At 70.4% G+C, this 13,910-nt stretch carries 12 protein-coding genes, 1 pseudogene and 1 riboswitch; of the genes and pseudogenes, 8 read left to right on the top strand and 5 right to left on the bottom strand.

Going from position 1 to position 13,910, the window contains the following annotated elements:
* Nucleotides 1-30 precede the first annotated feature (30 nt).
* Nucleotides 31-1,224 carry an acyl-CoA dehydrogenase family protein gene (locus GBA65_RS20210; RefSeq protein WP_166398075.1) on the top strand — a complete coding sequence of 398 codons (1,194 nt, stop codon included), beginning with the start codon at nucleotides 31-33 and terminating at the stop codon, nucleotides 1,222-1,224.
* Nucleotide 1,225: 1 nt separating this feature from the next.
* Nucleotides 1,226-1,600 (top strand): DUF1330 domain-containing protein, encoded by a 375-nt coding sequence (locus tag GBA65_RS20205; protein ID WP_166398074.1) that lies wholly within the window; start codon nucleotides 1,226-1,228, stop codon nucleotides 1,598-1,600.
* A gap of 1 nt (nucleotide 1,601) precedes the next feature.
* Here GBA65_RS20205 and GBA65_RS20200 read toward each other — a convergent pair whose 3' ends face one another.
* On the bottom strand, nucleotides 1,602-1,784 hold the full coding sequence (locus GBA65_RS20200; RefSeq protein ID WP_166398073.1) for a DUF2007 domain-containing protein: 183 nt from the start codon (nucleotides 1,782-1,784) through the stop codon (nucleotides 1,602-1,604).
* 129 nt (nucleotides 1,785-1,913) lie between these two features.
* On the opposite strand from GBA65_RS20200, the gene GBA65_RS20195 reads away from it, so the two are divergent.
* Nucleotides 1,914-3,521, top strand: coding sequence for a carboxyl transferase domain-containing protein (locus GBA65_RS20195; RefSeq protein ID WP_166398072.1), 1,608 nt, complete (start codon nucleotides 1,914-1,916; stop codon nucleotides 3,519-3,521).
* Between the two features lie 49 nt (nucleotides 3,522-3,570).
* Complete coding sequence (locus GBA65_RS20190; protein WP_228281512.1) at nucleotides 3,571-5,565, top strand: acetyl/propionyl/methylcrotonyl-CoA carboxylase subunit alpha; 1,995 nt, start codon at nucleotides 3,571-3,573, stop codon at nucleotides 5,563-5,565.
* 28 nt (nucleotides 5,566-5,593) lie between these two features.
* Here the strand turns inward: GBA65_RS20190 and GBA65_RS20185 are convergent, their stop codons facing one another.
* The 3 genes from GBA65_RS20185 to GBA65_RS20175 form a co-directional block, all read right to left on the bottom strand.
* On the bottom strand, nucleotides 5,594-7,030 hold the full coding sequence (locus tag GBA65_RS20185; RefSeq protein ID WP_166398071.1) for a putative bifunctional diguanylate cyclase/phosphodiesterase: 1,437 nt from the start codon (nucleotides 7,028-7,030) through the stop codon (nucleotides 5,594-5,596).
* 22 nt (nucleotides 7,031-7,052) lie between these two features.
* Nucleotides 7,053-8,882, bottom strand: a complete 1,830-nt coding sequence (locus GBA65_RS20180) for a PAS domain S-box protein (protein ID WP_166398070.1) — start codon at nucleotides 8,880-8,882, stop codon at nucleotides 7,053-7,055.
* A gap of 305 nt (nucleotides 8,883-9,187) precedes the next feature.
* Complete coding sequence (locus GBA65_RS20175; protein ID WP_207955973.1) at nucleotides 9,188-9,493, bottom strand: DUF2267 domain-containing protein; 306 nt, start codon at nucleotides 9,491-9,493, stop codon at nucleotides 9,188-9,190.
* Between the two features lie 202 nt (nucleotides 9,494-9,695).
* On the opposite strand from GBA65_RS20175, the gene GBA65_RS20170 reads away from it, so the two are divergent.
* From GBA65_RS20170 to GBA65_RS20160, 3 genes are all read left to right on the top strand, one after another.
* On the top strand, nucleotides 9,696-10,346 hold the full coding sequence (locus GBA65_RS20170) for a potassium channel family protein (protein ID WP_166398069.1): 651 nt from the start codon (nucleotides 9,696-9,698) through the stop codon (nucleotides 10,344-10,346).
* A 79-nt stretch (nucleotides 10,347-10,425) separates the two neighbouring features.
* Nucleotides 10,426-10,656 (top strand): hypothetical protein, encoded by a 231-nt coding sequence (locus GBA65_RS20165; RefSeq protein WP_166398068.1) that lies wholly within the window; start codon nucleotides 10,426-10,428, stop codon nucleotides 10,654-10,656.
* An 8-nt stretch (nucleotides 10,657-10,664) separates the two neighbouring features.
* Complete coding sequence (locus GBA65_RS20160) at nucleotides 10,665-10,838, top strand: hypothetical protein (RefSeq protein WP_166398067.1); 174 nt, start codon at nucleotides 10,665-10,667, stop codon at nucleotides 10,836-10,838.
* A gap of 62 nt (nucleotides 10,839-10,900) precedes the next feature.
* Here GBA65_RS20160 and GBA65_RS20155 read toward each other — a convergent pair.
* Nucleotides 10,901-11,660 (bottom strand): annotated as a pseudogene (locus GBA65_RS20155) (SDR family oxidoreductase).
* Nucleotides 11,661-11,900: 240 nt separating this feature from the next.
* A riboswitch (cyclic di-GMP riboswitch) is annotated at nucleotides 11,901-11,988 on the top strand.
* Between the two features lie 372 nt (nucleotides 11,989-12,360).
* Here GBA65_RS20155 and GBA65_RS20150 point away from each other — a divergent pair.
* Nucleotides 12,361-13,902, top strand: a complete 1,542-nt coding sequence (locus tag GBA65_RS20150) for a sensor histidine kinase (protein ID WP_166398066.1) — start codon at nucleotides 12,361-12,363, stop codon at nucleotides 13,900-13,902.
* The last annotated feature ends 8 nt before the right edge of the window (nucleotides 13,903-13,910 follow it).

Genomic DNA, 13,910 nt, shown 5'->3' with positions numbered 1-13,910 from the left:
ACCGGAGAGGGAACAGGAGGTCCGAGAGAGATGCACTTCGATCCTACCGACGAGCAGCGGCGCTGGCGGGACCTGGCCCGCGAGTTCGCCGAGGGCGAGATCCGGCCCCGCGCCGCCGAGCTCGACCGCGAGCAGAAGTTCCCCTACGACATCGTCGAGCGGATGACCGACCTCGGCCTGATGGGCCTCACCGTCCCCGAGCAGTACGGCGGCTCGGGCGGGGACTTCGTGGGCTACAACCTGGCGCTGGAGGAGATCTGCCGCGCCGACACCTCCGTCGGAATAACGATGGAGGCGCACGTCTCCCTGGGGTGCGCCCCCCTCGTCGCCTTCGGAACCGAAGAACAGAAGCGGCGCTACCTCGGAGAGGAGATCCGGGGCGGCAGGAAGCTCTGGGCGTTCGGCCTCACCGAGGAGAACGCCGGCACCGACGCCGGCGGCACCGAGACCACCGCCGAGCTCGTCGACGGGCAGTGGGTCGTGAACGGCTCCAAAAAGTGGATCACCAACGGCGGGACGGAGATCACCGGCGGCGTGACGGCCATCGCGAAGACCGGGACGCGGGAGAACGGCAAGCCGGAGCTTACCGCGATCATCGTCCCCCAGGATACCCCCGGCTTCACCCGCGGCCCCGGCTACGAGAAGCTCGGCTGGCGCGCCTCGGACCAGCGCCAGCTCTACTTCGAGGACGTAACGGTGCCGGAGGGGAACACCCTGGGCGAGCGGGGCAAGGGCTTCCGCCAGTTCCTCTCGACCCTCGACGCCGGGAGGGTCGCGGTCGGCGCGCTCTCGGTGGGCCTCGCGCAGGCGTGCCTCGACGAGGCGCTCGTCAGGGCGAGGGAGCGCCGCCAGTTCGGCAGGAGCATCTCTGAGTTCCAGGCCATCCAGTTCAAGCTCGCGGACATGGCGATGGAGGTGGAGCTCGCGAGGAACATGGTCCTGAAGGCGGCGTGGCTCAAGGACGAGGGGCGGCCGTTCGGGCGCGAGGCCAGCATGGCGAAGGTCTTCGCTAGCGAGGCGGCGAAGCGTGCGGCGGACGGGGCCGTGCAGATCTGGGGCGGCGAGGGGTTCATGGAGGGGAGCGCGGTCGCCCGCTACTGGCGGCAGGTGAAGATAAACGAGATCGGGGAGGGGACCAGCGAGATCAACCGCCAGATTATCGCCCGCTCCCTCCTGACGGACGAGACGGCTACGGAGGCTAAAGGGAAGATGGTGGCCCAGTAGCATGGAACGCTCCGCGAGCGGGGGAGATGCGGCCACGCCGATCTACGCGCTCAACCTCTTCGACCTCGAAGAGAACGACCTGTACCGCCAGTACTCGCGCCGCTCGGTCTCGGCGGTCGGCAAGCACGGCGGCAAGGTGGTGGCCCTGGGCAAGCTCGCCGGCGCGGTCGAGGGGGACGCCGAGCCGCGCACGGCCATGGTCCTCGTCGAATGGCCCTCGCAGGAGGCGTTCCAGGACTTCCTCGATGACCCCGAGCACGCCGACCTGCACCCTCTACGCGAGGGCGGCACGAAAAACTACCTGTGGTGGCTCTACGAGAGCCTAGAGGACCTCCGCCCGCTCCTCGGGGGCCGGGGGCAGGAGAAAAACCCTTAGCTCAGGGCGCCCACGAGCCGAAGCCCGTGGTGTCCTCCAGGATCTGGCGGGCCTCCTCGAAGAAGTCGTAGGGGACGAGCACGTCCCTGGGGCCGGCGGAGAGGAAGTCCGGGATGTCGAAGCCCGCCCCGCGGCGGATGAGCGCCGGGATGTCCGAGTCTGCCAGGATGCCCGTCATCATCATCGCCGAGGTCTCGTTCGGGCCGAGCCTACCTTTACCCAGTCGTCCACGCCATCCAGTGTAGCGCGCCCCACCCCGTTCACCCACGTCCCGTTGGTGGCGCGGGTCCCGGGCGCTGTCTAACATGGCTCCATGACAAGGCTCAAGACCCTGGTGGACAGGGGGGGCGAGGAGTTCGAGGGTAACGCCGCGGCGTACGAGGGCCTCCTGAAGGAGCTGCGCGAGCGCCAGGCCGAGGCTCGGGCCGGGGGCGGCGAGAAGGCGCGCAAGCGCCACGAAGGGCGCGGCAAGATGCCCGTCCGCGACAGGGTGGACCGCCTCCTCGACCCCGGCACGGCCTTTCTGGAGCTCTCGCCGCTCGCGGCCTACGGGATGTACGACGGCGGGGTCCCGTCGGCGGGCATCGTCACGGGGATCGGGCGCGTCTCGGGCCGGGAGGTCGTCCTCGTCGCCAACGACGCGACCGTCAAGGGCGGCACGTATTACCCGATGACCGTCAAGAAGCACCTCAGGGCGCAGGAGGTCGCCGAGCAGAACGCGCTGCCGTGCGTGTACCTCGTGGATTCCGGCGGCGCGTTCCTGCCGCTTCAAGACGAGGTCTTCCCGGATCGGGATCACTTCGGGCGCATCTTCTACAACCAGGCCAGGATGAGCGCGAAGGGGATCCCCCAGATCGCGTGCGTCATGGGCTCCTGCACGGCGGGCGGGGCGTACGTCCCGGCGATGAGCGACGAGGTGGTGATCGTGAAGGGGGAGGGCACCATCTTCCTCGGCGGCCCGCCCCTCGTGAAGGCGGCGACGGGCGAGGAGGTGAGCGCCGAGGAGCTCGGGGGCGCGGACGTGCATACTCGCCTCTCGGGCGTGGCCGACCACCTCGCGGAGGACGACGAGCACGCCCTCGGGATCGTGCGCCAGATCGTCGCGAACCTCAACCGCCCTAAAGAGGTCCCGTGGACGGTCGAGGAGCCGGAGGAGCCCCTCTACGACCCGGCGGAGCTCGTCGGGGTCGTCCCGCTGGATGCGCGCCGTGGCTACGACGTGCGGGAGGTGATCTCGCGGGTCGTCGACGGCTCCCGGATGCACGAGTTCAAGCCGCGCTACGGCGAGACCCTCGTCTGCGGCTTCTCGCGCATCTTCGGCCACCCGGTCGGCATCCTCGCCAACAACGGCATCCTCTTCTCCGAGAGCGCCCAGAAGGGCGCCCACTTTATAGAGCTGTGCTGCTCGCGCGGCATCCCGCTGGTCTTTTTGCAGAACATCACCGGCTTCATGGTGGGCAAGGAGTACGAGAGTGGCGGCATCGCGAAGGACGGGGCGAAGCTCGTGATGGCCGTCGCCAACGCAGAAGTCCCCAAGTTCACCGTCATCATCGGGGGCTCCTTCGGTGCCGGAAACTACGGGATGTGCGGCCGGGCGTACGCCCCCCGGCTCCTCTTCGCCTGGCCGAACGCCCGCATCAGCGTGATGGGCGGGCCGCAGGCGGCGAACGTCCTGCTCACCGTGCGCGAGGAGGCCATGCAGCGGGAGGGGAAGGAGATGACGGAAGGGGAGCGCGAGGAGTTCAAGAAGCCGATCCTCGAGAAGTACGAAGATGAGGGGAACCCCTACCACTCGACGGCCAGGCTCTGGGACGACGGCGTGATCGAGCCCGCCGACACGAGGATGGCCCTGGCCCTAGGCCTCTCGGCCGCCGCCAACGCCCCCCTCGAAGAGACGAAGTTCGGCGTGTTCCGGATGTGATGAGCACGGGGCTTCGGGGAGGGGTGGCGACGATGAACGGGGATGGCAAATGCCGGGCGGCGGAGAGGACGTGAGCCGCCCGAACGCGCCCTTCGGGCGGCTGCTCGTGGCGAACCGCGGCGAGATCGCGGTGCGCGTGATCCGGGCCTGCCGCGAGCTCGGCATCTCGTCCGTCGCCGTCTACTCGGACGCCGACAGGGGCGCGATGCACGTCCGCCTCGCCGACGAGGCCCACCCCATAGGCCCCGCCCCCGCGGCGGAGAGCTACCTGAACGTCGGCAAGCTCGTGGAGGTGGCGAAGAGGACCGGGGCCGAGGCCGTCCACCCGGGCTACGGCTTCCTCTCAGAGAGCGCCGCCTTCGCCAGGGCCGTCGGCGAGGCCGGCATCGCCTGGGTCGGGCCGCCTCCGGGGGCGATGGAGGGGGTCGGGGACAAGGTGCGGGCGAAGGAGCTCGCCCGCGAGGCCGGCGTGCCGACCGTACCCGGCTACGCGGGGGAGGACGAGTCCGAGGACAAACTGCTCGAGGAGGCCGAGAGGATCGGCTTCCCCGTCCTCGTGAAGGCGAGCGCGGGGGCGGGGGCGCGGGATGCGCCCGGTGCACGAGAAGAAGGACTTCGTGGAGGCCGTTCGCAGCGCGAAGCGGGAGGCCGAGGCCGCCTTCGGGAGGGCTCGGTGTTTCTGGAGAAGCTCGTCGAGGACCCGCGCCACGTCGAGGTGCAGGTTATTGCCGACCGGCACGGGGGCGTGGTCCACCTGTGCGAGCGGGAGTGCTCCATACAGCGCAGGCACCAGAAGATCCTGGAGGAGGCCCCCTCGCCCGCCCTGGACGAGGGGCTGAGGGAGGGGATGGGCGAGGCCGCCGTCAGCCTCGCGCGGGCGGCCGGCTACGAGAACGCCGGGACCGTCGAGTTCCTGCTGAGCGGCGAAGAGTTCTACTTTCTGGAGATGAACGCCCGCCTCCAGGTCGAGCACCCCGTCACCGAGCTCGTGACGGGCGTCGACCTCGTCCACCTCCAGCTTCTGGTGGCTTCCGGCGAGCCCCTGCCGCTCCGGCAGGAGGACGTCTCCCCGCGCGGCGTCGCGATCGAGGTCCGCCTCTACGCCGAGGACCCGTACACCGGGCTCCCCTCGGGCGGCAGGCTCCTGGACTTCGCGTCCCCCCAGGGGCCCGGCATCAGGAACGACGCGGGGGTGGAGGCCGGCGACGAGGTCTCCCTGAGCTACGATCCGATGATCTCCAAGCTCATCGTCCACGGCCCCGACCGGGGTGCCGCGGTCGCCAGGCTCCGCCGGGCTTTAGGGGACCTCCGGGTGCTCGGCGTGACGACGAACCTGCCGCTCCTCCGGCGCATCGCCGATAACCCCGCGTTCGCCGCGGGCGAGACCACGACGGGCTTCCTCGAAGGGCACGGGCTCACGGAGCCGGAGGAGGAGCCCACGCCCCCGCGCGAGGCCGTCCTGCTCGCCGCGGCCGGGGAGCTCTCGGGGGCCGGGGACGGGGACCCGTTCGGCGCGGGCCCGTGGCGCCTCGGCGGGGCGACGCGCCTCGCGTACGGGGAGCGCGAGGTCCTCGTCTCCAGAACGGGCACCTCGTCCTCCCTCTGGGAGATGGTCGTGGACGGCGAGACTTCCGTGGTGGAGGTGCTCTCCCCTGCCTCCGTTGGGTCGCTGCGGATCTCCGTCGACGGCAGGCCCGTGGAGGGTGGCTTCGCGCGGGGCGAAGGGTCCGCCTGGGTCTCGCTCGGCGGGGTCTCCTACCGCTTCGGGGGGCTGGAGCCGCCGTCGGCGGAGGGGGATGCCGCGGGCGAGGCGGGCGGGGCGAGCCTCGTCGCGCCGATGCCGGGGACGGTGGTGAAGGTGATGGTGGGGGAGGGCGACGAGGTCGAGGAGGGGCAGCCCCTGCTGGTCCTGGAGGCGATGAAGATGGAGCAGACGGTGTCGGCGCCCCACGCGGGCGTCGTGGAGGCGCTCCCCTACGGCGAGGGCGAGATGGTCCCCGGCGGGGCCGTGCTCGCGGAGGTCGGCGAGCGGGGGGAGGGGTAAGGCAGGACTCTTTGCCTCCCCGGCGGGGCTACCGGCGGGAGAGGACGGTGTCCAGGATCCCGGTCGCGGCCATCGCCTCCACGGGCCGGCCGAAGTGGTAACCCTGGGCCACGTCGCACCCCAGGGAGCGCAGGCGGGCGAGCTGGGCCGGGGTCTCGACGCCCTCGGCTATCACCTCGAGGTCCAGGGCTCGGGCGAGCATGATCATGGCCTCCACGATCGCGGCGCTCTCCTCGTCCGAGTCGAGCTTCTCGACGAACGACTTGTCCATCTTCAGGCCGTCCACGGGGAAGCGCTTGAGGTAGGCGAGCGAGGAGTAGCCGGTGCCGAAGTCGTCGATCTCGACGTGCACCCCGAGGGCCTTGAGCCTGGCGAGCGTGGAGATGTTCTGGGGGACGTCCTCCATGAGGACGCTCTCGGTGATCTCGAGGTGCAGGCAGCCGGCTTCGAGGCCGGTCAGCGCGAGGACCCTCTCGACCTCCTCGACGATCCCGCCCTGCTCTTGCTGGAGCTGGCGGGCCGAGACGTTGACGGCGACGCTGAGGTCGTCGCCGACCGCGCCGTACTCCTCCCGCCACTCCTTCGCCTGCCGGCAGGCCTCCTCCAGGACCCACCTGCCGACCGGGAAGATGAGCGCCGTCTCCTCCGCGAGCGCGATGAACTCGTCGGGCGGGACGATGCCCCGTTCGGGGCTCTCCCAGCGCACCAGGGCCTCGAACCCCGAGATGCTGCCGGTGCGAAGGTCGACCTTGGGCTGGTAGTAGACCGCGAGCTCCTCGCGCTCGATGGCGCGGCGCAGGTCGTTCTCCCTTCTGAGCCGGGCGCGGGCGCGGGCGTTCATCGAGGGGTCGTAGACCACGTGCTTGTTCCTGCCCCTAGCCTTCGCCTCGTACATCGCAAGGTCCGCGTCCCTGAGAAGCGCCTCGGCGTCCTTCCCCTGCCGGTATGTCGCCCCGGAGCCTATGGCTATCCCGACGCTGGCGCTGACGTGGACCTCCTGCCCGGCCATGCGGATCGGCGCTGAGAAGGCCTCCTCGAGGCGCCCGACCACCCGGACGGCCTCCTCCTCGCCGGCGATGTCCTCCAGGAGGACGCAGAACTCGTCGCCGCCGAGCCGGGCGGCGGTGTCCCCCGGCCTCAAGCTGCCGCGCAGCCTCCTCGCGATCTCCACCAAGAGCTCGTCGCCCTCCTCGTGGCCTAAAGAGTCGTTGACGACCTTGAAGTTGTCCAGGTCCAGAAACAGGACCGCCAGCGACTCCCCGCCGCGCTCCGTCCCCGTCAGGGCGTGCGCGAGGCGGTCCATGAACAGGGCGCGGTTGGGGAGGCCGGTGAGGGTGTCGTGGAAAGCTTCGTGCTCGAGCTGCTCCTCCAGGCCCTTGCGCTCCGTGACGTCGAGCATGAAGCCCTGGCGGTGCAGCGGCAGGCCCCGGGGTCCCTGAGGACGTAGGAGGCGTCCTGCACCCACACCGTGCGGCCGTCGCGCCCGATCAGGCGGTACTCGACCTCGAAGGGTCGCCGGAGAGGTTGACCTGACGGATCTCGTCCAGCACCCACTCGCGGTCCTCGGGGTGGATCGTCCTCGACCACAGCGCCGGTTCGGCGAGGTGGTCCTCCAGGCCGTAACCCGAGAGCTCCTCGTAGCGGGGGCTGGCGTAGGTGAGGGCGGGGGGATCGCCGAAGTCCGCCGTGTAGAGCGCGGCCGGCACCTGCTCCACGAGCGTCCGGTAGCGGGCCTCGGCCGCCCGCAGCTCCGCCTCTGCCTCCTTGCGCTCGGTGATGTCGCGGGCGATGCCGAGCACGACGTTGTCGTGATCCTCGTAGGAGATGACGCTCCCCGAGACCTCGACGTCGACCATGGAACCGTCCTTGCGCCGGTAGCGCCTCTCGCCGAGGTCGTGGCGTCCCCGCTCGCTACGCCGGACGTGGGCGTCGATGCTCGTCGGGTCGTCCTCGACGATGTCGTAGATCGTCATCTCCCCGAGCTCTTCGGCGGCGTAGCCGAAGAGCATCCTGAAGGCGGCGTTGGTCTCGAGGATGCGCTTGGTGGAGGCGTCGAAGAGGAAGAGGCACTCCGCCGTCTGCTCCACCACCGCCCGGTAGCGCTCCTCGCTCTTCCCGAGGTTCGCGATGACCCGGGTGAGCTCGTCCGTCCTCTCCTCGACCCTCGCCTCGAGCTCCGCGTTCAGGCGGCGGACCTCCTCCTCGGCCCTCTGGCGCTTCTCGGCCATCTCGTTGAGGGCGAGGGCGAGCTCCCCGAGCTCGTCGCGGCTCTCCGCGGCTATCCTGTGGTCCAGGGCTCCGGCCCCGATCTGCTGCGCCCCCTCGACGAGCCGGCGCACGGAGGCGCCGATGTTCCGGCTGATCGCCGCCGCCCCGCTCCCGATGAGGAGGCCGACGAGCAGGAGCCCGAGGAGCGCGGCCCGCACGTCGCCGACGGTCTCCACGGCCGCCGCCTCCACCCCCTCCAGGTCGCGCCGGGCCGCGACCTGGAGCTCCCCGTCGAGCACCTCGTCCATCTCTTCCCTGAGGAGGGTGAAGCGCTCCGCGTCCTCCCGCAGCTTGTCGTCGATGGAGACCGCCTCGTCGATGCGGCCTGCGGTCTCCTCGAACTGGGTGGTCAGCTGGCCGATCCAGTACTGCTCCCGCTCCTCGAGGTCGAGCTCCCGTAGCCCCTGGACGGTGTTGCGGAAGTCGTCGGTCTCGTCGAAGATCCGGTCGCGGTTCGTGTCCACGGGCTCGCGGAGGTACGCGCCGAACGCGGTCCCCGTCTCGGCGGCGTCCGTCTCCATCTCCGACACCAACTCGGCCTTGGCGGCGCCGGCCGCCCCGTCCCGGTCGAGGTCCGCCTGGATCTTCTCGTCGAAGATGCCGTCCATGCGCCTGAAGTCGCCGTTGATCCGGACGAAGAGCTCTTCTTGCTCGTCCTTGAGGTCCATGAGCTCGTCGCCCAGCTCGCGGTGGTCGTCGAAGAGCTCGCCAAGCCTCCGTCCCGCTTCCCGCGCCTCCCGGGACTCCGCCCTGTCGTCGTAGAGCGCCTTGTTGCGCTCGAAGTCGCCCTGATCCTCGCGCGCCTCGCCGCGGAAGACCGGGTCCTGGGTCTCGAGGTACTTGAGCACCGAGAGGCCGCTCCCGATGCTGTTGATCTCCATCTCGTAGGCGGCCTCGCTCGTGGGCTCCTCGACGGCGCGCAGGTGCGCCAGCCTGTCGGAGACGTCCCGGACCACCCGGTCGATGATCACGCCCGAGACCAGGAACAGCAGCAAGAGCAGGGCGAAGCCGAGCCCGAGCTTGCGCCCTATGGTCATCCCGTTCAGCAAACTCTGGTGCCCCCCCAAAGACCGGCGCCCGGCCCGTTCGGGCGGTGCCGGCTGCCACGCGAAGGGTTACATGCTACCACGACCACAATATGTGGGGAAGACCACGTCAAGGGAGGGCCACCCCTCGACTCCGGGCTCCCGACTCCCCGCTGGTGTTGGGTCCATGCGTAGCCACAAACCGTTATCGACACGTCCGGAGCTTTGCTTAAGCCGGCCTCGCGCGAGCGGGGTGCCGCGGCGGGGGCGCCGCCCCGCACGGACGGCGGAGCGTCCGGGGCTCCGGGGAGGGGGTATTCGGAGGGGGGCTACTCGCCCGGGCGGCCGAAGAGCTCCTCGTACTCGGGTTTGAGCTGGCCGCGGACGTCGTCCATCTCGCCCGTCGTGACCGCTTCCTGCAGGACGAGGGCGACGGCGCGGGCGTGGCGGATGGCCCGGCTCTCGTCGACGCCCTCCTTCTCGGCGACCCTGCGGTAGAACTCGGCGAGCGCGAAGTCCTCCCTCCCGCCCTCGCCCTGCAGGGGATCGGCGAGGTCGCCGGGGATCTGCGAGGCGAGGTTGTTCGGCTCGTTGCCCGCGAGCCGCTCCCTGAGGGTCGCGAGGGTGGCCCTCACCGCCGCCTCGGCCTCCTCGCGTCCCCCGCCAGCTCACCGATCTCGACGACCCTCTTTACGAACACGTCGCGCTGCATGCGCCGGCTCCCTTCCGAGCTTACCTGCGACGGTCCGGGTACCCGGGCGCGAGAACGGCCAAACGGCGGGCTCTCCCGGCCCGGCGACGCATCGAGGGGCGTTTTTCTGGTATACACCCGAGGTTATGGGATGGATCTCCACGGTAGCCGGCCTGGCCCTGATCTTTATCGGGCTCCTCGACGTCTTCTTTACCGTGCTCCACTACGACGGCTTCGGCTTCCTGAGCAGCCGCCTGTACAACAGGCTCTTCAACACGTTCCGGTTCCTGACCCGGCCCCTGCCCCGGAAATACAGGGCCCTCGGGCTCTCCCTCGCGGCCCCGCTCATGGTGCCGGTGACGATCACGGCCTGGATCCTGGTCGTCTCCTTCGGCTACGCCCTCGTCTACTACGACAGCATCGACACGAAGACGTTCTACTTCTCGAGCCCGGGCCTCGAGCCGACCTTTCTCGAGGCGCTCTACCTGAGCGGGACCGCCATCTCGACCGTGGGCTTCGGCGACGTGACCCCCCAGAGCACCGTCTACCAGCTCATCACCATCTCCGAGGCCCTTATAGGCTTCGGCCTCCTCACCCTCGCCATCACCTACGTGATAGGGGTGTACGGGGTGCTCCAGCAGCTCGGCGTCCTCTCCGCGGGGCTCTACCACCAGGCCCAGGATTCGAGCGATCCCCTGACCATCCTGAAGCCCCACTTCCCGAACGGCGAGCACCGGGGCCTCGAGACGCACCTGATGTCCCTGCACCGGGGCTGGTCGAGATCTACGAGGGGGTAAGGCGCTACCCCGTCGTCTACTACTACCACAGCCGCCGGGCCTACCGCTCCCTGCCCTACACGTTCCGAATGATCGGGGGATGGTCGGCGCCCTGCGCTGGGGCCTCCCCAAGGACCACCCCGGCAGCCAGACCCCGTGGCTCCCGACCCTCATAACCGGCCTGGAGACGTTTACGGCCTACTTCAGCGAGCGCTTCATCTCCGAGCCCCTGGAGAAAGCCCCGATCCCGTCCCGTTCGTCGCCTTCGAGGAGGTCCTCGACGGCGAGCGGGAGACGGAGGACCCGTGGCTCCTCCGCTTCCTGGAGATGAGCCGCTACATGGGAGAGCTCGTCCACCTCGAAGGCCCCCCGGACCCGAAGGAGGCCTACGCCCGCTACAACGAATGGCTCCCCTTCGCCCACCGCAACAGGGCCTTCTTCGAGGCCTCCGCCAAGGACCTCGGCTACGAGCTCGACGAGCTGTTCGACGAGCCGGGCCAGAGGCTCTTCTAGCCCTCGGCCTCCCGCCGGGCGTCGTGCGAGCGACGGGTCGAGCCCTCGTCGCGGGCCGGGGCTCAGCTCGAGAGCTGAGCCGCCATCAGCATAAGGCCGCCGTCGACGACAAAGGACTGGCCGGTGGCGTATGAGGCTTTGTCGGAGGCTAGAAAGACCACGAAGTCCGCTATCTCCCGGGCGTGACCGGGGCGCCCGAGGGGCAGGTTCGGCTTCTCGATGGTGGTGGGGTCGGTATCTTCGGCGCCGGTCATGGGGGTGGAGATCTCGCCGGGCGCGACCGCGTTGACCCGGATGCCGTGCCCGGCGAGCTCCACCGCCATCACCTTCGTGAGGAGGCCGAGGCCGCCCTTGGAGGCGCAGTACGCCGACGCCCCGGCGCGCGGAACGTGCTCGTGGACGCTGGTGATGTTCACGATGCGGCCGGCGGTCCCGGCCTCCACCATCCTCCTCGCCGCCCTCTGCGAGCAGAGAAAGGCGCCGTCGAGGTCCGTCGACAGGACCTTGCGCCACTCGTCGTAGGCGAGCTCGAGAAAGTCCCCCGTGGGGTCGCCCGTGCCCGCGTTGTTCACCAGGACGTCCAGGCCGCCGAGGGCGTCCGCAAGCTCGTCTATCGCTCCGACCGAGTCGGGCAGGTCGGTCAGGTCGAGGCGACGGATCCCCCCCCGGCGCCCCGCGCCCTCGACCGCCTCCAGCGTCTCCCGGGCCCCGCCTCGTCCTTGTAGTAGGTGATCCCGAGGTCGTACCCGGCCTCGGCGAGCGCCTTGGCCGTCTCCTGTCCTATCCCGAATCCGAGGCCGTCACGATCGCCACGGGGCTCATCGCCGCCCCCCGAGAGAGCCGTCCGTCGCCGCGAGCCTCACCCTGATACCTCCTGATCTGGGACCGACCGGACGCCTTTACCCCGACCGCTACCGCGCAAACGCCGCCGGCACCCGCCCGCGAGGCGGAACATGCGTGCGGGTGCCCGGTCTCCTCGCCGGGGTCGGCACCACACGCATTACCGCATGCTCCACGAGACATTAAAGGCTTTGCTCCGTTCGGACCGATAAGAGGCCGAGCGGCCGACAAAGGCAAACCCGTCGCGAGGCGGGGACGCAAAGCCACGGGCCTCGACGACGCGCGTCGTCGAGGCAGCCGGGTCCCCGAAGCTTCTCTACGAACCGGCGTACGGTCCCCGTTCTGCGGGGGAGGTGGAGGGCGAGGATGGAACTCGAGAATCGCAGATCGTCCGGAGGTCCCGTCTCCGGATGCGGCCGGGAGCCCCGTGGCGGGGGCGCGGTCGGGGAGGCGTACCGCATTGATCCTCGTGTACCATGGGAGTAGGATGGCGTGGTTCATGATCCGCCGAAACGCGAACGTACGCAGAGCCGTATCGAGGTCATTGCACGCCTGGTTAGCATGCATGACGATGCGTCCCTCGTGCGCCTTCGGGAGCCCTACGGGTGGATGAGGCCAAGAGCGTAGGTTCGAGCGTGGGCGTTCGAGCGGGGGGCCGGCAGCGGGGCGGGCGGCGCTGTTCGTGGCGGCGGTGCTGGCCGCGTCGATCGTCGCGTGGGCGCTCTACGACCTCTCCGTCGAGCGCGGCTCGTTCGCCATGCCCGTCTCCGCGGGGGTTAGCGGCGGCGAGGAGGCGTCGGCGGCGCTGTTGCGGCTCTTCGGCGCGCTGGTCCTGGCCCTGTTCGTCGCCAGCGGCGTCGGACGCCGGCTGCACTGGGTCGCGGCCGGCTTCGCCGTGCTGGGCCTCGGGCACCTGGCTTTCGGTTACCTGGAGCCGCTCGTCAAGGGTGGCCCGCCGCCGCTCCACGAGGGGCTGTACGAGTCCCTGCTCGTGCACGTCCTGGCGGGCGGGCTCTTCGTCGTGGGCCTCGTGCCCAGGGACCCCCCGCTCTTCTCCCGGCGCATGGTCCTCGTCGTGGCGGCCGGGATCCTGGGCCTCGCGCTCGGGCTCGAGGCCCTGGAGGAGCGGGGGATGGCGCCGCCGATGGCCCGGGGCGTCGACCCCGTGGAGGCGTCGGAGCGCGGCGTCTCCCCGCTCGAGTGGCTCACCCCGTGGCACTGGACGCTCGGCGCGTTGCCGCTCGCCCTCGCGGTCGCGGCCGCCGCCGGGGCGGTGCTCCAGGCGGGTCGGGAGAACCTGCGCGGTTGGATCCTCATCGCGGCGGTGCTCTACGCCGGTTCGCAGCTGCACGATTACCTCTGGCCCACGGGCTACGGCGGCATGATCCTAAGCCAGGCGGACGCCCTGCGCTTCGCCTTCGCGCTGGTGGTGGCCGTGGGCGGCGTCCTGGAGCTCAGGCGCGTCGCCGCGGAGCGGGCGGCGTTGCTCGCGGCGGAGCGGGACATCAACCGCCAGCTCTCCGAGCTCGCGACGCTAAGGGCCGACTTCACGGCGATGGTCGCGCACGAGCTCGGCGGTCCCCTCGCGGCGATCCGTCGGCTGACCGAGATGCTCGGCACCGGCGAGGACGACCCCTCGGCGCGCCGCTACGCCGTCGCCGCGATAGAGACCGAGACCGACGCCCTGGACGCCCTCGTCGAGGACGTGCGCTCCTCGGCGGCGATCGAGCGGGAGGATTTTATGGTCGAGCCGCGCCCGGTGCCGGTCGGCGCCCTCCTGAGGGATGCCGAGACCTTCGCCAGGGCGCTGCCCGCGGAGCATCCCGTGAGCCTCTCCTTCGGCGAGGACCTCGAGCCCCGCGAGAGGGTCGTGGCGGACCCGGAGCGCGTGGGGCAGGTCCTGCGCAACCTCCTCTGCAACGCCGTCAAGCACTCGCCGGAGGGGGCGCCCGTGGAGCTGCGGGCGACGCGCCTGGGGGACGGGACAGGACGGGTGCGCATAGAGGTCGTGGACCACGGCTCCGGCATCCACCCCGACGACGTGGTCAGGATCTTCGAGAAGTTCGGGCGCGGCCGCGACGCGGGGGGCAAGAAGGTCCCCGGGGTTGGGCTCGGCCTGTACCTCTCTCGCCGCATCTTGCGGGCGCACGGCAGCGATCTGGCCGTGGACTCGAAGCCCGGCGAGGGCTCGGTGTTCGGCTTCGAGCTGAAGCTGGCGCGGTGAGGGAAGGG

The sequence above is a fragment of the Rubrobacter marinus genome (genome assembly GCF_011492965.1).
GTDB lineage: Bacteria > Actinomycetota > Rubrobacteria > Rubrobacterales > Rubrobacteraceae > Rubrobacter_F > Rubrobacter_F marinus.
The sequence above is the reverse complement of the archived record's forward strand: the minus strand, read 5'-3'. Positions and strand labels throughout refer to the sequence as shown.

Excerpts from the sequence above, each read along its gene's own strand:
- GBA65_RS20170 (WP_166398069.1), top strand. The coding sequence starts at position 9,696 with ATGGGATGGATCTCCACGGTAGCCGGCCTGGCCCTGATCTTTATCGGG.
- GBA65_RS20190 (WP_228281512.1), top strand. The coding sequence starts at position 3,571 with ATGCCGGGCGGCGGAGAGGACGTGAGCCGCCCGAACGCGCCCTTCGGG.
- GBA65_RS20200 (WP_166398073.1), bottom strand. The coding sequence starts at position 1,784 with ATGATGATGACGGGCATCCTGGCAGACTCGGACATCCCGGCGCTCATC.
- GBA65_RS20160 (WP_166398067.1), top strand. The coding sequence starts at position 10,665 with ATGGGAGAGCTCGTCCACCTCGAAGGCCCCCCGGACCCGAAGGAGGCC.
- GBA65_RS20210 (WP_166398075.1), top strand. The coding sequence starts at position 31 with ATGCACTTCGATCCTACCGACGAGCAGCGGCGCTGGCGGGACCTGGCC.
- GBA65_RS20165 (WP_166398068.1), top strand. The coding sequence starts at position 10,426 with ATGGTCGGCGCCCTGCGCTGGGGCCTCCCCAAGGACCACCCCGGCAGC.
- GBA65_RS20195 (WP_166398072.1), top strand. The coding sequence starts at position 1,914 with ATGACAAGGCTCAAGACCCTGGTGGACAGGGGGGGCGAGGAGTTCGAG.
- GBA65_RS20205 (WP_166398074.1), top strand. The coding sequence starts at position 1,226 with ATGGAACGCTCCGCGAGCGGGGGAGATGCGGCCACGCCGATCTACGCG.